Here is a 19634-nt window from a genome sequence, read left to right as displayed (position 1 = left end):
TCAGCTTCACGCAAAGATAAGCACGGCCAGCAGGAAGACAATCTCGCTGATCTGCTGGGTGGCCCCCGCAACGTCGCCCGTCTGCCCGCCCAGCAGGCGGGCCGAGAGGAGGCCCATCACCGCCAGCACGGCGAGCGGCGCCAGCAGGCCGGCGAAGGCCGTGGTGACGCCGAAGCACGGCACCAGCACCAGCACCACAACCAGGGCGGCAACCAAGGCGCATGAAACGGCGGCGCGCGGCGCCGGCTGCCCCACCGATGCGGAGGCGCCGTCCGCCCGCGCGGAGGGCAAAGCGCGCAGCATCAATATGCCGGTGGCGCGGGAGGCCGCAGCCGCCGCGAGGAGGGCCAGCGCGGCGCGCCCCGGGTCCGCGCGGGCGATGAGGGCTTCGAGGATGCCGACCCGCAGCAGCAGCGCCAGCACCAGCGCCGTCGCGCCGAACGAGCCCACGCGGCTGTCGCGCATGATGGCGAGGCGCCTCTCGCGATCGCGCCCGCCGCCGAATCCATCGGCCGTGTCGGCAAGGGCATCCTCCTGCAGCGCGCCGGTGATGAGCACGAGCGTGGTCACCGCCAGCGCAGCGGACAGGAAGGGCGAGAGGTGCAGCCCGCTGGCCGCCGCCAGCAGCACCAGCCCGCCCAGCGCCCCCAGCACCGCGCCCGCCAGCGGAATCGCATAGGCCAGGCGGTCTAGATTAGGGGCGGCGTGGGGGGCTTCCCCCCATTCCGGCAGCGGCAGGCGCGAATAGAAGCGCAGGGCGGTCACGATGTCTTCGGCGAGCGGCTTCAAAGCCATCAGCGATGCTTTTCCCTTGTCGGGCCAAGCCGCCATGGCCGCGCCCGAAACATCCGCCACTGTGGGAACCCGATTTGGGTCGCGGGTCAAGGCCTCGCTCACGGACTGTGTCGATTCTGCAACGGCGTGCGGAAAGTGTGTGTGCAGGCGCTGACCCTGCGTTGGCTTAAGCCGGCATTTACGCCTGCGACCTCTAATGGGCCACAGTTCTGTTGCGTGCGAGTACGGTCACATGCGTAATTTCAGCGAGACCAAGGGGCGCAGCGTCGTCGCGCGACTGGCCGTGATCGGGCTCATGTCCGGGACAGTGGCCGCCTGCAGCTCCGATACGTCCCGGTTTGCCGGCATTCCCGATTTCGGCTTTGGCAACACCCAGTCCGCGGCCCCCGCGCCGGATGTGACGGGGTCGGTGCGAAGCGCGCCCACTGGGCGCGTCGATTCGTCCGCGCTGCCTCCACCGCCCACCGGCGGCCCCAATTCCTATGCCTCGTCCGGCGCTGGCCAGCCGCTTTATGGCGCACCGAATTATGGTGGCCAGGGCGGCTCGTTGGCCTCCGGCAGCTATGTGGCGCCCGGCTACACGCCTCCCTCGGCACCGGTGGCCCCGCGCGTCGCCGGCGGCACCCACACGGTGCAGGGGGGTGAGACCCTCAATTCGGTCGCGCGTCTATATAATGTGACGCCGGCGGCCCTCGGTGCCGCCAACGGCATCGCGCCGGGCAACACCGTGCGCACCGGTCAGACCCTCGTCATTCCTCCGGGTGGCCATGGGGCGGCCGTGGCGCAGGCCCCGGCAGCCGCCGCGCCGCGCGGCTCGGGCACGCTGGGGACCATGCCCGCGCCTGCTCCCGCCCCTGCGCCCACCGTCGCGGCTGCCAAGCCGGCGCCGGTGCCGCCCACGTCCGCCAAGCCCACTCCGGTTGTGGTGGCTTCTCCTGCGCCGGAGCCCCTGAAGACGGCTGCCGCGGCCCCGTCTCCGGCGGCGTCTCCCAAGGTGGAGACGGCCGCCAAGGTGTCCGCCGTCGCCGATGCGGATGATGCGCCGCGCACCGCGGGCGGCGGTCCGCAGTTCCGCGCGCCCGTTCGCGGTCGCGTGATCTCCTCCTTCGGGCCGAAGCCTGGTGGCGCCCGCAATGATGGCGTGAACTTCGCCGTGCCCGAGGGCACCGCCGTGCGCGCCGCGGAAGACGGCGTCGTGGCCTATGCCGGCAACGAGCTGAAGGGCTACGGCAATCTGGTGCTGATCAAGCACTCCGACGGCTATGTCACCGCCTATGCTCATGCCAGCGAGCTGGACGTGAAGCGCGGCGACACTGTGCGGCGCGGGCAGATCATCGCCAAGGCTGGCCAAAGCGGCGGCGTGCAGAGCCCGCAGCTCCACTTCGAGATCCGCAAGGGTTCGACCGCTGTCGATCCGTCGCGATACGTGGCCGGGCTCTGAGCCGGTCCGCAACAGAACCGCCTTCGGCCGGGCTTGTCCCGGCCGTTTTTATTTGGGCGCCGCACCGCCTTGACGCGACGCGGGAGCGCTTATAGGGGCAGATCATGTCGTCACGGGCCTTCATCGCCGGTTGCTCCGGCCTCCGCATCACGGCTGAGGAGCGGCGCTTCTTCGCCGCCACCGCGCCGTGGGGCTTCATCCTGTTCGCGCGCAATGTGGAAAGCCCGGACCAGGTGCGCACCCTGGTGAGCGAGCTGCGCGATGCGGTCGGCTGGGCGGCGCCGGTGCTGATCGACCAGGAGGGCGGCCGCGTGCAGCGCCTGCGCCCGCCCCATTGGCACGACGACCCGCCGGCCGAGGCGTTCGGCAACCTTTACCTCACCGATCCCGCCTCCGCGCTGGTGGCGGCGCGGCTGAACTCGCGCGCCATCGCAGCCGATCTTGCCGCTCTCGGCATCGATGTGGACTGCCTGCCGGTGGCCGACCTTCGCCATCCGGACGGGCACGGCATCATCGGCAACCGCGCTTATGGAACCGAGCCGGTCGCCGTGGCTGCGCTCGCGCGCGCGGCGGCGGAAGGGCTGCTGGAAGGGGGCGTGCTGCCTGTGGTGAAGCACATTCCCGGCCATGGCCGCGCCCCGGCCGACAGCCATGAGAAGCTGCCGGTGGTCCGCGCGTCCCGGGCCGAGCTGGAGGCGACCGACTTTGCCGCCTTCCGCGCCCTGGCGGACATTCCGCTCGGCATGACGGCACATGTGGTCTACCTGGACATCGACGCGGAACACCCGGCGACCACCTCCCAGGTGGTGATGCGCGACATCATTCGCGGCAGCATTGGCTTTGCGGGCGCGCTCATGAGCGACGACCTGTCCATGGGCGCCCTGGCGGGCACGCTGGAGAGCCGCAGCCGTGCCGCTCTCGCGGCGGGCTGTGACCTTCTCCTGCACTGCAATGGCAAAATGGAGGAGATGGAGCAGGTGGCCGGCGCCGCGCCGCTGCTGGAGGGGCTTGCCGCCGAGCGTGCCGCGCGCGCCTTGGCTCTGCGCCAGCCGGCCGGGCAGGTTGACGCGGCGGCCCTGCGGGCCGAGGTGGCGCACCGGCTGGGCGCCACGGCCTGACCATGGCCGGCGGCGACTTCCCCGAGCTTGGCGACGAGCGCCCGGAGAGCGGGGAAGAAGCCTTCGTGGTGGATCTCGACGGGTTCGAGGGGCCGCTCGACCTGCTGCTGGCCCTTGCGCGCACGCAGAAGGTGGACCTCACCCGCATCTCGATCCTGGCCCTGGCCAACCAGTATCTCACCTTCATTGAGGAAGCGCGGCGCGGGCGGCTGGAGCTGGCGGCCGACTATCTGGTGATGGCGGCGTGGCTTGCTTATCTCAAGTCGCGGCTGCTTCTGCCCGCCCCGCCGCAGGAAGAGGGCCCGAGCGCGGAGGAGCTGGCGGAGGCGTTCGCCCGGCGCTTGCGCCACCTGGAGCGCATTCGCAAGGCGGCCGAGCAGCTCATGGCGCGCCCGCAGATGGAGCGGGAGGTCTTCGCCCGCGCCCGCCCGGACCCCGCGAGCCTGCCGCAGCGCCCGGTAGCCTACACCGCGACCCTCTACGACCTGCTTTCCGCCTATGCGCGGCAGCGGCAGACACAGGCTCTGTCCACAGTCACCCTGAAGATGCGTGCGGTGTGGTCCCTGGCGGAGGCGCGCGAGCGGCTGGAGCGGTTGCTGGGCCGCGATCTGCTGACCGACTGGATGCGGCTCGACCAATTTCTGGTAGAGTATCTCACCCGGCCCGACCAGCGGGCGACGGCGCTGGCCTCCAGCTTCTCTGCAACGCTGGAGATGGTGCGCGAGGGGCTTGTCGACATCCGCCAGGAGGCTCCATTCGCGCCCTTGTGGCTGCGCGCGCGGGCACGCGGGGCGGGAGAGAACACATGAAGAAGCCGGCGCCGCGCATCGATCTGTTCGACGTGCGCCCCGATGACGAGCGCGCCGCCACGTTCGTGCGCGACCTGCGGGTGGTGGAGGCGTTGCTGTTCACCTCCTCGGCGCCAGTCGACGCGCGCGCGATGCGCCCGCATCTGTCTGAAGGCGCGGACATCGGCGCCCTGACCGATGCGCTGGCGGCCGACTATGCGCGGCGGGGGGTGAACGTGGTGAAGGTGGCCGGCGGCTGGATGCTGCGCACCGCGCCCGATCTTGCGCCGGCGCTGGCGGACCTTGTGCCCGAGCAGCGCAGGCTTTCCCGCGCGGCTGTGGAGGTGCTCGCCATCATCGCCTATCACCAGCCGGTGACGCGGGCGGAAATCGAGGAGATCCGCGGCGTCTCCACCTCCAAGGGCACGCTGGATGTGCTGCTCGAAACGGGGTGGATCCGCCTGCGCGGCCGCCGCAAGGCCCCCGGCCGGCCGGTCACCTACGGCACCACCAGCGCCTTCCTGGTGCAGTTTGGCCTCGATGCGGTTTCCGACCTGCCGGGCATGGACGAGCTGAAAGGCGCCGGGCTGCTGGATGGGCGCATTCCGGCTGGATTCGCGATTCCCCTGCCGTCCGATGACATCACCCTGCGGGAGGACGAGGAGCCGCTGGAGCCGGAGCCCCTCGATTTCACGCTTTCGCCACCGCCCGGTGACGACGAGGGCTGATCGGGGCGCGCCGCCACCACGGGGCCTGTGGACATGGCCGGGGCCTGTGGACATGGCGGGCGTCCTTGTTTTCGCCGCGCCTGGGGCCTAGTGTCAGATTCCGAATACCCCAATGCTGCGGTATGGGGGTCCTGAGACCTTTCGGAGGATGACCGGAATGGGTTCGATGAGCATCTGGCACTGGATCGTGGTGCTGGCCGTGGTGCTCCTGTTGTTCGGCCGGGGCAAGATCTCCGACCTGATGGGTGACGTGGCGAAGGGCATCAAGTCCTTCAAGAAGGGCATGGCCGAGGACGACGAGCCCGCGAAGCCGGCCGCATCCGAGCCCCCGCGCCCGTTGCCGAGCCAGACCACCAGCGCCGCCACCGAGGGCGAGAAGAAGGCCGTCTGACGGTCCGTTCCCCTTTTGCGTTGAGAAAGGCGGCCGTGCGGCCGCCGGCGTGAGGCGCTTATGTTCGATATCGGCTGGTCCGAGCTGATGCTGATCGGCATCGTGGCGCTGATCGTCATCGGCCCCAAGGAGCTGCCTTCGGTGCTGCGCACCGTGGGCCGCACCGTGACGAAACTGCGCCGCATGGCCGGCGAGTTCCAGGGGCAGTTCCAGGAAGCCCTGCGCGAGGCGGATATCGCCGATATGCGCAAGGAAATCACCGACATCACCGACACCGCCCGCTCGTCCATGACGAGCGTCGGCGCCGGGGAGGCGTTCGACCCGCTAAAGTCGATTCGCGAGGAGATTCGGGCCACGGTGGAGGGCGCAGCCCCGCCCAAGGCTGCGGCGGAGACCGCCACTGGTGCGCCAGGCCCCGCGCCGACCGCGCCCGAGGCGCCGGTGGAGGCGCTGATTCCCCCGCCATCGGATGAGCCGCTGCCGCCGCCTGTCTTCCCTGTCGAATCCTCGCCGGTGCCCGCGCCGTCGCCCGCCCAGACCCCAGCGCCCAGCACGAGTCAGCAATGAGCGACGAGGACGATATCGACGCATCGAAGGCCCCGCTGATCGATCACCTGATCGAGCTGCGCGCGCGCCTCATCAAGTCGCTGGTCGCCTTTCTGGTGGCGTTTTTCCTGTGCTTCACCTTCGCCAAGCAGATCTACAACCTGCTCTTGTGGCCTTATGAGTTTGCCTCGGGCTTCGCGCCGGGCATCAAGCTCATCTATACGGCCCCGCAGGAATTCCTGTTCACGCAGATCAAGCTGGGCATGTTCGGGGCGGCGTTCCTGTCGTTTCCCGTGGTGGCGGCGCAGCTTTACATGTTCGTGGCGCCGGGCCTCTACAAGCATGAGAAGGCGGCCTTCCGCCCTTATCTCATCGCCACGCCCATCTGTTTTCTCATCGGCGCGGCCTTCGTCTATTTCGTCGCCATGCCGCTGGCGATGACCTACTTCCTGAACATGCAGCAGGCCGGCGGCGACGGGCACGCAGAAATCTCGCTGCTGCCGCGCGTGTCGGAATATCTGTCGCTCATCACCACGCTGATCCTGGCATTCGGCATCTGCTTCCAGCTCCCGGTGGTGCTGACGCTGCTGGGCCGCATTGGCGTTGTGACGCAGGACATGCTGCGGAAAACGCGGCGCTACGCCATCGTTGGCGTGTTCATCGCTGCCGCGGTGCTCACGCCGCCGGACGTCATCAGCCAGCTCTCCCTTGCCCTGCCGACGCTGCTTCTCTACGAGGTGTCCGTCTATCTGGTTGGCGTCGTCGAAAAGCGGCGGGCGGCGGAAGAGGCGGCGCGCGAGGCGGCCGACATCTCCGCGGGCTGAGCGCGGCGAAGCGTCTTCCAGACCATCGCGATTTGGACGGGGACGGGGGTGCGGCCCATGCGGGCCGCCCAAGCCCGGCCCTATGCGGCAAGCAAAGAGGCCGGCACATGCACGATATCAAGTGGATCCGCGAACAGCCCGAGGGCCTGGTGGACGCCCTCGCCCGGCGTGGCGGCGAGGCCGCGGAGGCGCGCTTGGTCGCCGACCTCCTGGTGAAGAAGATCATCGGCCTTGATGAGCAGCGCCGCACCGCGCTCACCAGCCTGGAAGGCCTGCTGGCGCGGCGCAACGCCGCCTCCAAGGAGATTGGCCAGGCCAAGGCGCAGAAGGACGAGGCCCGCGCCCAGGCGCTGATGGCCGAGGTCGCCAAGATCAAGGAAGACGTGCCGGCGCTCGAGGCCGAGGTGAAGTCGGTTGAGCAGGAGCTCGAAGCCGAGCTTGCCGCCATTCCCAACGTGCCCTTGCCGGACGTGCCCGTGGGCAAGGACGAGCACGACAATGTGGAGCGCCACCGCCACGGCACCCCGCGCGGCTACGCCTTCGAGACCAAGCAGCATTTCGAGGTGGGAGAGGGTCTCGGCCAGATGGACTTCGAGACCGCCGCGAAGATTTCCGGCGCGCGCTTCGTGGTGAACAAGGGGCCGCTGGCGCGGATGGAGCGGGCGCTCGGCCAGTTCTTCCTCGACACCCACACCGGCGAGCACGGCTACATGGAAGTGAACCCGCCCATTCTGGTGCGGGACGAGGCCATGTACGGCACCGCCCAGCTGCCGAAATTCGAGGATGACCAGTTCTCCACCACCCGCGCCGTGGAGTTCTCCGCCGCCCTGACCGAGGCGCAGAACATTGCCGCGCAGGAGATTACGGGGCTGCTCGCCTCCGGGCTCGATGTGCCGAGCGCACTCGATCGGGTGGACCTGGCGGCCCATATCCGCAAGGTGCAGGTGGCCAACCGCCTGTGGCTGGTGCCCACTGCCGAGGTGCCGCTGACCAATCTGGTGCGTGAAAGCATTCTTTCCGAGGAAGAGCTGCCTTTGCGCATGACGGCGCTCACCCCCTGCTTCCGGGCCGAGGCAGGTGCGGCGGGGCGCGACACGCGCGGCATGATCCGCCAGCACCAGTTCAACAAGGTGGAGCTGGTTTCCGTCACCACGCCCGAGAAATCGGGCGAGGAGCACGAGCGCATGCTGGCCTGCGCCGAGGCGGTGCTGAAGAAGCTGGACCTGCATTATCGCGTGGTGACCCTGTGCACCGGCGACATGGGCTTTGGGGCGCAGAAGACCTACGACATCGAGGTGTGGCTGCCGGGGCAGGGGGCGTTCCGCGAGATTTCCTCGTGCTCGGTGTGCGGCGACTTCCAGGCGCGGCGCATGAATGCCCGCTATCGCCCCGCCGAGGGCAAGGACGGCAAGGCCGCGCCGCGTTTCGTGCACACGCTGAACGGCTCGGGCGTGGCCGTGGGCCGTGCTCTGGTGGCAGTGCTGGAAACCTACCAGCAGGAGAATGGCGCCGTGGCGGTGCCCGATGCCCTGGCTCCTTATATGGGCGGGCTCAAGACCATCGAGAAGCTGAAGTAGAGCGAGCGGGCAGGCGGCGTCAGGGGGCGCCGCCTTTCTTTCGGGCGCGGCGAGAAGGCGGGAGACACATGCGTATTCTGGTGACCAACGACGACGGCATTCACGCCTCCGGCCTCGATGCCTGCGCCCGCATCGCGCGCACCTTTTCCGACGACGTGTGGGTGGTGGCGCCTGAGTTCGACCAATCGGGCGTCGCTCATTCGCTGTCCCTTTCGGACCCGCTGCGCCTGCGGCAGATCGACGAGCGCCGCTTCGCGGTGAAGGGCACGCCCACCGATTGCGTCATCATGGCGGTGCGCCACATCCTGGCCGACCAGCCGCCGGATCTGGTGCTTTCCGGCATCAACCGGGGCCAGAATATCGCTGAGGATGTGAGCTATTCCGGTACCGTGGCGGGCGCCATCGAGGGCACCATCCTGGGCATTCCCTCCATCGCCTTGTCCCAGGCCTTCGGCATCAAGAGCCGGGAGAACCCCAATTATCTCACCGCCGAGACCCACGGCCCGCGCATTATCCGCGCGCTGCTGGAGGAGGGGATTCCGGCCGGCATCGTCATGAACGTGAATTTTCCCGACCGCGCGCCGGAGGAGATCACCGGGGTCGCCGCCACCGCCCAGGGCCGGCGGGACCAGAAGCTCATGCGGATTGAGCCGCGCCGCGACGGGCGCAACAACCCCTATTATTGGATCGCCTTCGAGCGCCGCATCTTCGAGACGGCTCCCGGCTCCGATCTGCGTGCCCTGGATGAGGGGCGCATCTCCGTCACCCCGCTGCGCCTCGACATGACGGACGAGCCGTTGATGACACGGCTCGCCCTGCTGTTCGAGGGCAAGTAAGGGCAGCGCCTACCAGGGCAGCTCGCCCGCTTCGTTGACGAACTCGCCGGTCGGTCCCTCATCGTCCAGCTGCGCGAAGCGGATGGCGATGACGGCGGCCTGCTCGGGTGTGCGGTCCCCCGCGAAATTGGTGGCCTCCGTAGCGGTGTAGCCGGGGCAGATGGAATTGACCTTGATGCCCGCCGCCGCGAGCTGCCGGGCATAGCTCACCGTCAGCGCGTTCACGGCGGCCTTGGAGGCGGCATAGGTGGGCAAGGCGAATTCCGCATAGGGCCAGTCCGCCCGCGCCCGCAGGCCGAACGACGCCAGCTCCGACGACACATTGACGATCCGCCCGCGTCCGGAGCGCGTCAGCAGCGGCACCATGGCCTCCGTGAGCCGCACGGTGCCGACCACGTTCACCGCAAGGGTGCGCTCCATGCGCTCGCTCACCGTGAGGTCCGGCGCGAAATCCAGCGCGATGCCGGCATTGTTGATGAGACTGTCGAGGTGCCCGTAATCCTGCGCGATCAGGCGGGCGAGGGCGGCAATACTGGCCTCGTCCGTGGTGTCCAGCTGCACCGCGCGCGCCTTCAGGCCTTGGGCGGTGAGCGCGGCGGCGGCGGTTTCACCGCGGGCAAGATCACGCGCGCCCATCAGCACGAGGATGCCGGCCTTTGCCAGGCCGGTGGCGATGGCCAGGCCGATGCCACGATTGGCGCCGCTGACGAGGGCAATGGCGGGAAAATGGTCCATCACAAATCCGCTCCGAAGTGCGACAGGCGCGCCCGCGGGCAAAATGGACCGTGGCGTCGGCTGCTGTTGGAACCCCGTGGCCAGATGGCCCGGAGAGCTTGCGCGTGCAAGCCAACACCTCGTATAAAACCTCAACCATAGTTGAGGTCAAGGCGGGCACGGGCATGGTCGGTGCGGCAAGGGCGCCCATCCTGCTTTCGGTGGGCGAGGTGGCGCGGCGCAGCGGGGTGAATATCTCCACCCTGCATTTTTATGAGGCGAAGGGGCTGATCGCCTCGCAGCGCAGCGGCGGCAACCAGCGCCGCTATTCGCGCGATATTCTGCGGCGCGTTGCCATCATCCGCGTGGCCCAACGGCTCGGCGTGTCGCTGGCGGAGATCGCGGCGCTGCTGCGCCCCATCCCGCCGGGACGAAACCCCAGCGCGGCGGATGTGCGCGCCATGGCCGCCAACTGGAAGGCCGCGCTTCAGGCCCGGATCGACGGCTTGACCGAGCTGCGCGACCACCTGGAGGGCTGCATCGGCTGCGGCTGCCTGTCCCTGGACGATTGTCCGCTCCGTAATCCCGATGACACCCTCGCCACATGTGGCCCGGGCGCCGTGCTCCTCACCTCCTCGCACGAGGGGGAGGGCCGCTAGCACTTCGCCGCGGGGGGGAGACGGCGCGCCTGGGGCAAATGCGCCGCCCCAGAAGGGCGCTGCGCGGAAGGCTGGCCAATGCTGGGCCATTGCCTCTATAAGCGGCGGCGTGGAAACCTGCGGACGCTTCCTTTTCGGGTGCGGCCGTTCGTGCCGTTCACTGCCGAAAGGTCATCTCATGTCGGGCACCCAGCGCTCCAGCGCCGATCTCGATCCGCGCCGCCGACGCCTCCTCTATCGCGCCTGGCATCGCGGAATGCGGGAGATGGACCTCATCATGGGCAAGTTCGCGGATGCGGAGATCGGAAATCTCTCCGATGCCGAGCTCGACGCGTTCGAGAATCTCATCGATGCCCAGGACCATGACATTTTTTCCTGGATCTCCGAGACGAAGCCGGTGCCGGGGGAATATGACACGCCCCTGTTCACCCGCATGAAGGCCTTCCACGATGAGGGCCGGGGCGTGCCGGAATAGGCCCCGCTCCCGACTTTCCTGCCCGCGTCCCCTTCCTCGGAGTCTTTGAAAGTGAAGCGTCCCCGCCCGCTCGCCGAAGCGCTGGTGCAAGGCCGGCCCCTGACCCTTTCCCGCGTTGCGGAGGGCATGGAGGGCCTGGTGGTGGGAGACCTCGCCCGGTCGGTCGCGGCCGAGAAGAACGCGCCGTGGCCGAGCCTCGTGGTGGTCTGTCGCGACGGCCAGCGCATGGCGGCGCTGGAGCGGGGGCTGGCCTTCTTCGCTCCGGAAGTCGAGGTCCACAGCTTCCCGTCCTGGGATTGCCTGCCCTATGACCGCGCCTCGCCCAATGCGAGCATTTCCGCCCGCCGCATGGCAACGCTGGCCCGCCTCGCGCGGGTGAAGGGCGGCAAGGCGAGCGTGCTGCTCACCACCGTGAACGCCACGGTGCAGCGCGTGCCTGCGAAGGCGCTGGTGGCGGCGCAGTCCCTTTCGGCCGCCCCAGGCAACGCCATCGCCCTCGATGGCGTGACCCAATGGGCCGAGCAGAACGGCTTCCTGCGCACCCCCACGGTGCGCGACACCGGCGAATATGCGGTGCGCGGCGGCCTCATCGATCTGTTCCCGCCGGGCCTCGACGCGCCCATCCGGCTCGACTTCTTCGGCGACACGCTGGAAAGCATCCGCGCCTTCGACCCGGAAACCCAGCGCACCACCGGGCAGCTGCGCTCGCTGGATCTGGTGCCCATGGCCGAGTTCCAGCTCACCACCTCGACCATGAAGCGCTTCCGCATGGCCTATGTGGCCGAGTTCGGCGCCGCGCAGAAGGGCGATACCCTCTATGAGGCGGTGAGCGAGGGGCGGCGCCATGCGGGCATGGAGCATTGGCTGCCGCTCTTTCACGAGCGCATGGACACCCTGTTCGACTATGTTTCGGAAAGCCCGCTGGTGCTCGATCCGTTGATCGAGGAAGCGGCCGGCGAGCGCATCGCCCAGATCGGCGACTATTATGCCGCCCGCAAGGAAGCGCTGGAGCACCCGGCGGGCGGGCCCATCTACAATCCGCTGCCCACCAACCGGCTCTATCTGACCGGACCGGAATGGACCGCGCGCATCGGTGCCGCGCGGGTCGCGAGCCTGTCGCCGTTCGCCTTTCCGGAAGGCAAGGCGGGCGAGGTGATCGACGTGGGTGGCGTGAAGGGCCGCTCCTTCGCCGCCGAACGGGCGGACCCGGACGGCAATGTCTTCGATGCCGCCGTGGCCTATGTGCGCGAGCTGCAGAAGGAGAAGAAGGTCATCCTGGCCGGCTGGTCGGAAGGCTCGCGCGAGCGCCTGGGCACGGTTCTGGCGGACCATGGCCTGACCGGCGCCGCCGCCATCTCCCGCTTCGAGAGCATCTCGGCTTTCCCCAAGACCCAGGCGGCGCTGGCAGTCTACGGCGTGGAAGCCGGCTTCGAGACCCCGGATTTCGCCCTGATCGGCGAGCAGGACATTCTCGGCGATCGGCTGGTGCGCCCCAAGCGCAAGGCGCGCAAGCCGCAGGACGTGATTTCCGAGCTGACGGCGCTTACCGCCGGCGATCTCGTGGTGCATGTGGACCACGGCATCGGCCGCTTCATCGGCCTGAAGACCATCGAGGCCATGGGCGAGCCCCATGACTGCCTGGAAATCCACTATGCGGGCGGCGACAAGCTGTTCCTGCCGGTGGAAAACCTGGAGCTGCTGAGCCGCTACGGCTCCGAGGAGACCGAGGCCCAGCTCGACAAGCTGGGTGGCGGCGCCTGGCAGGCGCGCAAGGCGCGGATGAAGAAGCGCATCCGCGAGATGGCGTCCGCGCTCATCAAGATCGCGGCCCAGCGCCAGCTCGGCGAGGCGCCCAAGCTCACCGTCGCCACCGGCCTTTACGACGAGTTCCGCGCCCGCTTCCCCTATGAGGAGACGGACGACCAGGAAGCCGCCATCGAGGCCGTGGTCGACGACCTCGGCTCCGGCCATCCCATGGACCGGCTGGTGTGCGGCGATGTGGGCTTCGGCAAGACCGAGGTGGCGCTGCGGGCGGCCTTCGTGGCGGCGCTTTCCGGCAAGCAGGTGGCTGTGGTGGTGCCCACGACCCTGCTGGCGCGCCAGCATTTCAAGACCTTCTCCGAGCGCTTCAAGGGCCTGCCGGTGAACATCGCCCAGGCCTCGCGCATGGTGACGGGTAAGGCGCTCACCGCCGTGAAGAAGGGGCTCGCGGAGGGTACCATCGACATCGTGGTGGGCACCCACGCGCTGCTCGGAAAGACCATCCAGTTCAAGGACCTGGGCCTTGTTATCGTGGACGAGGAGCAGCATTTCGGCGTGGCCCACAAGGAGCGGCTGAAGCAGCTGCGCGCCGAGGTGCATGTGCTCACCCTCACCGCCACGCCCATTCCGCGCACGCTGCAGCTGGCCATGACGGGGGTGCGCGAGCTCTCCATCATCGCCACCCCGCCGGTGGACCGCCTGGCGGTGCGCACTTTCGTGACGCCCTTCGATCCCCTGATCGTGCGCGAGGCGTTGCTGCGCGAGCGCTATCGCGGCGGCCAGAGCTTCTATGTGGTGCCGCGCATTGAAAATCTGGCGGAGGTGCAGGAGTTCCTTTCTGCCTCTGTGCCTGAAGTGAAGGTGGCGGTGGCCCATGGGCAAATGTCCGCCGGTGCGCTCGAGGACATCATGACGGCCTTTTACGATGGCCAGTATGATGTTCTTCTGTCCACCACCATCGTGGAATCGGGCCTCGACGTGCCTAATGCCAACACGCTGATCGTGCACCGGGCCGATATGTTTGGCCTTGCCCAGCTTTACCAGCTGCGCGGGCGTGTCGGCCGGGCCAAGGCGCGGGCCTATGCCATCTTCACCGTGCCGGCGGCCCAGGCCATCACCCATCAGGCGGAGCGGCGGCTCAAGGTGCTGCAATCGCTGGAGACTTTGGGCGCGGGCTTCCAGCTGGCGAGTCACGATCTCGACATTCGCGGCGCTGGCAATCTTCTGGGCGACGAGCAGTCCGGCCACATCAAGGAAGTCGGTTACGAACTCTACCAGGAGATGCTTCACGAGGCGATCGCCCACATCAAGGCGGGCATCACCGATTATGTGGACGACAAGTGGTCGCCCAACATCACCATCGGCACGCCGGTCCTCATCCCCGAGGATTATGTGGCGGACCTGCATGTGCGGCTGGCCCTGTATCGCCGGCTCGCGGACCTTCAGGAAGATCAGGAGATCGACGGCTTCGGCGCCGAGCTTACCGATCGCTTCGGCCCCGCGCCGGAGGAGGTGGGTCACCTGCTCCAGCTCGCGAAGATCAAGGCGCTGGCGCGCGCGGCCAATGTGGAGAAGGTGGATGCCGGCCCCAAGGGCGTGGTGCTGGGCTTCCGTGGCAACGAGTTCGCCGATCCGTCAGGGCTGGTAAAGCTCATCGCCCAGGAAGGCTCGCAGGCCAAGGTGCGGCCGGACTTCAAGGTGGTGTTCCTGCGCGATTGGGCGAATCCGGAAGCGCGGCTGAAGGGCACGCTGACAGTGCTCAAGAAGCTGGCGGCCCTGGCCCAGAAGAAGGGGCTCTAAGGCCCTTTTGTGCGAAGCGGTTTCCGGTTTGCGTTGAGAAAACGCTCCGGCCCAATAGGCCCAAGTCTTTTCCCGTTTCAGAAAATGGGAAAAGACTTGGGCTGCGCGCTCATGCTTTAGGTTGGCCGCTCGACCGGGGGGCAGGTGGAGCGCTCGGTGCCCCATTGGACTTGGCAAACACGTGAGCCGTGGCGAAGGGCCCGCGCCCCATGCGGCCCACACCGCGCGGGGTGCGATGCACTCGGCGCCGCCTTGGGTAATGGCGGCGAGACGCCTTTCCGGACACTGTGCAGCTATGAAAACACCGGCTGCTCCCTTCCGGAACAGCCGGTGCATGTCACTTCAGGGACGAGGCCTTGATCGGGCCCGAGCCTGTGGGGCTCACTTCTTGCCGTCGACGCCCAGAATGCCGCCGACGGTGCCGCCGACAGCGCCCACCGTGCCGCCCACGACGGCGCCCACGGGGCCCGCGGCCTTCTCACCGGCCTGCGCGCCCTTCTCGGCGCCCTGGCCGGCGCCCTTGACGCCGCCCACGACGCCACCGCCGACCGCGCCGCCCACGGCACCCACGGTGCCACCCACGGCGCCGCCGACCGGACCCGCCGCCTTGTCGCCGGCCGCCGCGCCCTTATCGGCGCCCTGCTCGGCCCCCTTCACGACGCCCTGCGCCGAGGCCGCGCCGGAAGCCAGTGCCAGAGCCAGAAGTGCTGCTCCCGCAACAATGCTCTTCTTCATGGCAGATCCTTTCCTGTTCGTCGTTTCGAATGCCACATGACCTTTGGGCATCTTGGTGTCGAAGACGTGCCCGCGCTCGTGGCGATCCGGTGCGGATCATTGATCCACCGCACGCCGATATACATAGCCCCGCTTGCCGTCGGCCGCTACCTCGCACCAGGACTTGCATCCGTAGATTGTGACCTTGGTGCCGGCGGCCAGGGTCGCGAGCACAGTGGCGCCCCGCTGCGGGGCGTTGCGCAGATTGATGGGCGTGTTGATGCGCCCCTCGCGGCCATTGTCGCTGGAGGAGGGCGCGGAACCGGCCGCACGCGACGCAGCCGCTGCGGCACCGCCAGTTTCGTTAGGCTCTTCGTCCGCTTCCAGAGGCTCCAGAAAGGCGGGGCGTTCGAAATCCGCGGCAGTGGGTTGGCCGGGCTTGGGTTCGGGCGCAGTCTCCGCAGCCGCTGCCGATGGCGCGGTGTTCGCGGGTGGCTCGGCCGCTGGCTCTTTGCCGAGGAGCGACGCGGAGCGGCGGACCTCCAGGCTGCTTTCTGTCGGCGCCGGAGCAGTCGTCGGCACCAGCCCACCGGCAGCCACGCTGGATGGCGGATCCATCAGCTTTTCCCGCCCGAGCGCGGCCTCGTGGTCACGCCAGATTCCGAGACTTTGCAGCGCAAAAAAGCCGCCGAGCACGAACACCGCCACTGCCGCCGAAATGGCAGCGGAGCGCAGAGCCACCCCCGCGTCGACGCGCGCGACGGTTTTGCGCCTGGTGCGACGCGGCCCGCGGCCTATGCGTGGCCGCACCCCCTGGTCGGGCGCGGCGCGACGCGGTGGCGACGTGGCTTGTGACGACGCTGCGGTTCGCTCGAAGACTGTATCCTCGTGCGAACGCCGGGGGTCGGCCATCACTCCCTCCTCGACGGGCCGATCCCGATAGGGATGGCCGGTCGCCGCCTGATGCGCGGCGACGTCCTTCGATTCCCGATGATGCCCCAAGGAAAGGCCCTAGCAATGTCGGCCGCAGCCGTCTCGCGAAAACGTGTGTGAAACTGGCCCGTGATTACGGCTGATCTATGCCCCGAAGGTGGTGTGATGGTACGCGCGCAGGGTGTGCTGTCAATGATTCTGCGCGCGCCACCACGTCTCGGGCAGGGTGCCATAAAGGGAGGCCCGCTCCGGTCGGGCGATGCGCGTCCAGCGCGCCAGCCATTGGCCCGGGGTATGGAACAGCGGCACGCCATAGGCGCCGGAGATCAGGGCTCGATCGAGGGCGCGCGCGGCCGAGATGTAGTCCCCTTCGTCGTGGGCCGCGAGGAGGGCGGCGATGGCGGCATCCACAGCGGGATTCTTCGCGCCCATATAATTGCGCGTGCCGGGCGTGTCGGCGGCGGCGGAGCCGAAATAGAAGGCCTGCTCGTTGCCGGGGGACAGGGATTGGCTCCAGATGAAGGGAACCATGTCGAAGTCATAGGCATTGCGCCGGGCATCGAACTGCACCGCATCCACGAACCGCACCCGCGCCGCGATGCCGGCCCGCTTGAGCTGGGCGGCATAGGCGAGCGCAAGCCGCTCCTGGTCCCGCGTCGCCACCATGATCTCGAAGGCGAACGGCGTGCCCTCCCCATTCACCAGGGCGCCCTGCTTGAGGTGCCAGCCCGCTTCGCCCAGCAGGGCGAGCGCGGCGCGCAGGCGCTCGCGATCACGGCCCGTGCCGTCGGAGACCGGTGGGCGATAGGTGCCGGCAAGCACGTCCGGCACCACGGCATCCGGATAGGGGGCGAGAATCTCACGCTCTCGCGCATCGGCACCGTGGCCGAGGGCGGACAGTTCGGAGCCTTGGAAGAAGCTCGCCGTGCGCTGGTAAAGGCCGTGATAGAAATTGCGGTCGAGCCATTCAAAATCAAACAGCTCGATGAGAGCGCGGCGCACGCGGATTTCGGCGAACAGGGGCCGCCGGGTGTTGAACACCAGCGCTGAATAGGGCTTGGGCGTGCCGGTGGGGATGACCTCCTTCACCACCTCTCCGGCGCGGACCGCGGGGAAGTCGTATCCGGTCTCCCAGCGGGTGGGGTCGCTCTCGAAACGGGCGTCGATCAGGCCTTTCTTGAAGGCCTCGAACTCGGAATTGGCATCGCGGAAATAAACGAAGCGGAGCTCATCGAAATTGTAGAGGCCACGATTGAACGGCAGGTCACGCCCCCAGTAGTGCGGATCGCGCACCAGCGTCACCGCGGCTCCCGCTTCCACGGGCCCGGTGGTGTAGGGACCGGAGCCGATCAGTGGCGCGAGGCTGGTTTCCTCAAAGCGGGTGGGGTCGACGCTGCCGCGCGCGAGCACCGGCATGAGGCCCATGATCAGGGCCAGTTCACGGTCCGGCTCGGTGAAGGTAAAGCGCACGGTGTGGATGTTGCGCGCTTCGGCCTTGGCCACCTTTCCATAATACAGCCGATGGTTCGGCCGCCCCATGTCGCGCAGGAGCGCGAACGAGAACAGCACGTCGTCCGCTGTGACCGGCGCGCCATTGGAAAAGCGCGCGCGTGGGTCGAGGGTGAACTCCACGAAGCTGCGTTCGGCATCAGTGGTGACCGACTGCGCCAGCAGGGGGTAGAGGGTGAAGGGCTCGTCGAACGAGCGCGCCATCAGCGGCTCGACCACGTAATTGCGGACGAAACCGGGGGCGGATCCCTTAACGATGAAAGGATTGAGGCTGTCGAACGTGCCCAGCTGGGAGAGCGTGAGCCGCCCGCCCTTGGGGGCCTCGGGATTCGCATAGGGCAGGGAGGCGAAGCCTGCCGCGAGATCGGGCAGGCCGCGCATGGCAATGGCTGGCGCGGTGACGGCGGCTGCCGCGGGCTGATTCTCTTCGGCTCGGGCGCCGTCCCGTAAGGGCGAGCAGAGGGCGAGGAGCAGCAGGGCGAACAGCCCGATACCCTTGATCCGCGTGGATTTGCGCCCCATGGTTCCTTCTCTTGCGACGTTCCGCGTCGATGCGGCTTGTTCTTTTCGATATTGGTCGTGTATTGGCCTCATTCGTCGGCAAGGTAGCACGCAAAGTCGACCCAGGCAGGCACAGTTCGCGGCCCGCCACCATCTTGCCTCAATTGGTCCGGAGACAGCCCGGGTCATGATGCAGGTGCGGGCCAGCCGTCGTGCGCGAAGGTGAACGACCGGCAGGACCACAGGAAAGGCCCCAATGACCAAGACCCATTCCATCGCGCGGCTCTCGGCGGGTGTCGCCGCAACGCTGTTCACTGTGGCGCTTGCGGGCCCGGCCTTCTCTCAGGCGCAGCCCGCGAAGCCCGCCGCGCAGGCCCAGCAGGGCAAGCCCGCCCAGGGCGGCGCCGAACCGGAGGTGAAGTTCTCGGCTTCGCCGTGGCAGAAGATCTGCCAGGAGAATCCGGAGAACAAGAAGCAGGTCTGCGTGCTCACCCAGATCCTGGGCGTTGAGAGCCAGGCCATCGCCAAGATCGACATCGTCGAGATGAAGGACGAGGCGAAGAAGCGGCTCAACGTGTCCGTGCCGCTGGGCATGCGCCTGCAGCCCGGCATGCGCATCACCCTCGACAAGGAGCCGGTGTCGATTCCCTTCGTCATCTGCAATCCCATCCAGGGCGGCGGCGCCACCTGCATCGGCGACGTTGAGGTGGACGCGAGCTTCATCGCCAAGCTGAAGAAGGCCAATGCGGTCTATCTTCAGATGGTGAACGGCGTGGGTCGCACCCTCAGCCTGCCCATTTCCAACGCCGATTTCGGCAAGACCTATGACAGCCCCGGCGTGGACGCCAAGGTGGCCATGGAGCAGGAGCGCAAGCGCCTCGAAGAGGCCCGCGCCAAGGCCCAGGCCCAGGAAGAGCAGAACAAGGCCGCTCTTCTGAAGAAGGGGCAGGAGCTCGAGAAGGCTGGCACGAGCGGCAAGTGATCTGGCTGCAAATGATCTGAGGGTGATCCCGGGTTGATCCCAGAACCGATGCGGCGCGCGGCCGCGCGGATCGGGATTTACGGTGGCGCTCGATGTGGGAAATGACGAACGGCACGCTCGCAAGGGCGTGCCGTTTTGTTTTGGAGCAGAGCCCCCGGTGCCAACGCTGCCGGGTGATGGGGCAGACCGTTCCGCGGCCCGGCGGCATCAGGAAGAAAGGACACTCCGGCGCGGGCCTGGGTCGGTGTGGTGACGCGACGGCTGGGGGTTCGGCCCGGCGGTCAGCTCACGGCGCCGTAGGGCATCCGGTACGCGCATGGCCTTGCTGCGTCCTGGGGGAGATCGACGGGAGGAGATCGACGCAGGTCGTGTATGGCGCTAGCGCTGCGATCTGTACATGAGGGGAGAATAGGGGCGGGACATGCGTGCGGCCGGTTTCTCGGCGTTGAACCTCGGCCGAAGTCAAAACGCGGAAATCGGCTGCATTTCCCCATCTCAGCGACACGGGACAGCGCTTTATTGCATTGCATGCACGCGCGGTC

18 protein-coding genes are annotated in these 19634 nt (G+C 68.0%); 13 read left to right on the top strand and 5 right to left on the bottom strand.

Annotated elements, in window-relative coordinates:
* Positions 1 to 6: 6 nt before the first annotated feature.
* Positions 7 to 795: an adenosylcobinamide-GDP ribazoletransferase gene (gene cobS, locus L0966_RS03780; protein ID WP_234050495.1), complete on the bottom strand. Its 789-nt coding sequence runs from the start codon at positions 793 to 795 to the stop codon at positions 7 to 9.
* A 232-nt stretch (positions 796 to 1027) separates the two neighbouring features.
* Between cobS and L0966_RS03775 the strand changes: the two genes are divergently transcribed.
* From L0966_RS03775 to surE, 9 genes are all read left to right on the top strand, one after another.
* The gene (locus tag L0966_RS03775; protein ID WP_234050494.1) at positions 1028 to 2236 is read left to right on the top strand and encodes a M23 family metallopeptidase; all 1209 of its coding nucleotides are present in this window, start codon (positions 1028 to 1030) and stop codon (positions 2234 to 2236) included.
* A gap of 104 nt (positions 2237 to 2340) precedes the next feature.
* Positions 2341 to 3354 carry a beta-N-acetylhexosaminidase gene (gene nagZ, locus L0966_RS03770; protein ID WP_234050493.1) on the top strand — a complete coding sequence of 338 codons (1014 nt, stop codon included), beginning with the start codon at positions 2341 to 2343 and terminating at the stop codon, positions 3352 to 3354.
* Between the two features lie 2 nt (positions 3355 to 3356).
* Positions 3357 to 4163 carry a ScpA family protein gene (locus tag L0966_RS03765; protein WP_234050492.1) on the top strand — a complete coding sequence of 269 codons (807 nt, stop codon included), beginning with the start codon at positions 3357 to 3359 and terminating at the stop codon, positions 4161 to 4163.
* Positions 4160 to 4870 carry an SMC-Scp complex subunit ScpB gene (gene scpB, locus L0966_RS03760; RefSeq protein ID WP_234050491.1) on the top strand — a complete coding sequence of 237 codons (711 nt, stop codon included), beginning with the start codon at positions 4160 to 4162 and terminating at the stop codon, positions 4868 to 4870. Before L0966_RS03765 ends, scpB begins: the two co-directional genes overlap by 4 nt.
* Before the next feature lie 157 nt (positions 4871 to 5027).
* The gene (locus L0966_RS03755; RefSeq protein WP_234050490.1) at positions 5028 to 5261 is read left to right on the top strand and encodes a twin-arginine translocase TatA/TatE family subunit; all 234 of its coding nucleotides are present in this window, start codon (positions 5028 to 5030) and stop codon (positions 5259 to 5261) included.
* Positions 5262 to 5321: 60 nt separating this feature from the next.
* Positions 5322 to 5828, top strand: a complete 507-nt coding sequence (gene tatB / locus L0966_RS03750; protein ID WP_234050489.1) for a Sec-independent protein translocase protein TatB — start codon at positions 5322 to 5324, stop codon at positions 5826 to 5828.
* A complete protein-coding gene (gene tatC, locus L0966_RS03745; RefSeq protein ID WP_234050488.1) occupies positions 5825 to 6631 on the top strand; it encodes a twin-arginine translocase subunit TatC in 807 nt (268 codons plus the stop codon). The genes tatB and tatC overlap by 4 nt, the downstream gene beginning before the upstream one ends.
* Positions 6632 to 6738: 107 nt before the next feature.
* Positions 6739 to 8208: a serine--tRNA ligase gene (serS, locus tag L0966_RS03740; protein ID WP_234050487.1), complete on the top strand. Its 1470-nt coding sequence runs from the start codon at positions 6739 to 6741 to the stop codon at positions 8206 to 8208.
* Between the two features lie 68 nt (positions 8209 to 8276).
* Complete coding sequence (gene surE / locus L0966_RS03735; RefSeq protein WP_234050486.1) at positions 8277 to 9044, top strand: 5'/3'-nucleotidase SurE; 768 nt, start codon at positions 8277 to 8279, stop codon at positions 9042 to 9044.
* A 9-nt stretch (positions 9045 to 9053) separates the two neighbouring features.
* Here surE and L0966_RS03730 read toward each other — a convergent pair whose 3' ends face one another.
* Positions 9054 to 9779, bottom strand: a complete 726-nt coding sequence (locus L0966_RS03730) for an SDR family oxidoreductase (protein ID WP_234050485.1) — start codon at positions 9777 to 9779, stop codon at positions 9054 to 9056.
* Between the two features lie 164 nt (positions 9780 to 9943).
* On the opposite strand from L0966_RS03730, the gene soxR reads away from it, so the two are divergent.
* The 3 genes from soxR to mfd all read left to right on the top strand — a co-directional run bounded on the left by soxR (position 9944) and on the right by mfd (position 14453).
* Positions 9944 to 10417, top strand: a complete 474-nt coding sequence (gene soxR / locus L0966_RS03725) for a redox-sensitive transcriptional activator SoxR (protein WP_234050484.1) — start codon at positions 9944 to 9946, stop codon at positions 10415 to 10417.
* A gap of 178 nt (positions 10418 to 10595) precedes the next feature.
* Positions 10596 to 10892: a succinate dehydrogenase assembly factor 2 gene (locus tag L0966_RS03720; RefSeq protein WP_234050483.1), complete on the top strand. Its 297-nt coding sequence runs from the start codon at positions 10596 to 10598 to the stop codon at positions 10890 to 10892.
* 51 nt (positions 10893 to 10943) lie between these two features.
* A complete protein-coding gene (gene mfd / locus L0966_RS03715) occupies positions 10944 to 14453 on the top strand; it encodes a transcription-repair coupling factor (protein ID WP_234050482.1) in 3510 nt (1169 codons plus the stop codon).
* A 381-nt stretch (positions 14454 to 14834) separates the two neighbouring features.
* On the opposite strand, the gene L0966_RS03710 is transcribed toward mfd, so the two are convergent.
* The 3 genes from L0966_RS03710 to L0966_RS03700 all read right to left on the bottom strand — a co-directional run bounded on the left by L0966_RS03710 (position 14835) and on the right by L0966_RS03700 (position 18131).
* The gene (locus tag L0966_RS03710; RefSeq protein WP_234050842.1) at positions 14835 to 15188 is read right to left on the bottom strand and encodes a hypothetical protein; all 354 of its coding nucleotides are present in this window, start codon (positions 15186 to 15188) and stop codon (positions 14835 to 14837) included.
* A gap of 96 nt (positions 15189 to 15284) precedes the next feature.
* Entirely contained in the window at positions 15285 to 16079 is a 795-nt protein-coding gene (locus L0966_RS03705; protein ID WP_234050481.1) for an SH3 domain-containing protein, read from the bottom strand.
* Between the two features lie 210 nt (positions 16080 to 16289).
* On the bottom strand, positions 16290 to 18131 hold the full coding sequence (locus L0966_RS03700) for an extracellular solute-binding protein (RefSeq protein ID WP_370640611.1): 1842 nt from the start codon (positions 18129 to 18131) through the stop codon (positions 16290 to 16292).
* A 235-nt stretch (positions 18132 to 18366) separates the two neighbouring features.
* Between L0966_RS03700 and L0966_RS03695 the strand changes: the two genes are divergently transcribed.
* Positions 18367 to 19092, top strand: a complete 726-nt coding sequence (locus L0966_RS03695) for an invasion associated locus B family protein (RefSeq protein WP_234050480.1) — start codon at positions 18367 to 18369, stop codon at positions 19090 to 19092.
* Positions 19093 to 19634: the final 542 nt, after the last annotated feature.

This window comes from Xanthobacter sp. NM-59, from assembly GCF_021401125.1.
Classification (GTDB): Bacteria; Pseudomonadota; Alphaproteobacteria; order Rhizobiales; family Xanthobacteraceae; genus Xanthobacter.
This window is presented reverse-complemented; position numbering and strand designations above follow the sequence as displayed.

Bases quoted from the DNA above. Each gene is read 5' to 3' on its own strand.
- cobS (WP_234050495.1), bottom strand. From the start codon at position 795: ATGGCTTTGAAGCCGCTCGCCGAAGACATCGTGACCGCCCTGCGCTTC.
- L0966_RS03775 (WP_234050494.1), top strand. From the start codon at position 1,028: ATGCGTAATTTCAGCGAGACCAAGGGGCGCAGCGTCGTCGCGCGACTG.
- nagZ (WP_234050493.1), top strand. From the start codon at position 2,341: ATGTCGTCACGGGCCTTCATCGCCGGTTGCTCCGGCCTCCGCATCACG.
- L0966_RS03765 (WP_234050492.1), top strand. From the start codon at position 3,357: ATGGCCGGCGGCGACTTCCCCGAGCTTGGCGACGAGCGCCCGGAGAGC.
- scpB (WP_234050491.1), top strand. From the start codon at position 4,160: ATGAAGAAGCCGGCGCCGCGCATCGATCTGTTCGACGTGCGCCCCGAT.
- L0966_RS03755 (WP_234050490.1), top strand. From the start codon at position 5,028: ATGGGTTCGATGAGCATCTGGCACTGGATCGTGGTGCTGGCCGTGGTG.
- tatB (WP_234050489.1), top strand. From the start codon at position 5,322: ATGTTCGATATCGGCTGGTCCGAGCTGATGCTGATCGGCATCGTGGCG.
- tatC (WP_234050488.1), top strand. From the start codon at position 5,825: ATGAGCGACGAGGACGATATCGACGCATCGAAGGCCCCGCTGATCGAT.
- serS (WP_234050487.1), top strand. From the start codon at position 6,739: ATGCACGATATCAAGTGGATCCGCGAACAGCCCGAGGGCCTGGTGGAC.
- surE (WP_234050486.1), top strand. From the start codon at position 8,277: ATGCGTATTCTGGTGACCAACGACGACGGCATTCACGCCTCCGGCCTC.
- L0966_RS03730 (WP_234050485.1), bottom strand. From the start codon at position 9,779: ATGGACCATTTTCCCGCCATTGCCCTCGTCAGCGGCGCCAATCGTGGC.
- soxR (WP_234050484.1), top strand. From the start codon at position 9,944: ATGGTCGGTGCGGCAAGGGCGCCCATCCTGCTTTCGGTGGGCGAGGTG.
- L0966_RS03720 (WP_234050483.1), top strand. From the start codon at position 10,596: ATGTCGGGCACCCAGCGCTCCAGCGCCGATCTCGATCCGCGCCGCCGA.
- L0966_RS03710 (WP_234050842.1), bottom strand. From the start codon at position 15,188: ATGAAGAAGAGCATTGTTGCGGGAGCAGCACTTCTGGCTCTGGCACTG.
- L0966_RS03705 (WP_234050481.1), bottom strand. From the start codon at position 16,079: ATGGCCGACCCCCGGCGTTCGCACGAGGATACAGTCTTCGAGCGAACC.
- L0966_RS03700 (WP_370640611.1), bottom strand. From the start codon at position 18,131: ATGGGGCGCAAATCCACGCGGATCAAGGGTATCGGGCTGTTCGCCCTG.
- L0966_RS03695 (WP_234050480.1), top strand. From the start codon at position 18,367: ATGACCAAGACCCATTCCATCGCGCGGCTCTCGGCGGGTGTCGCCGCA.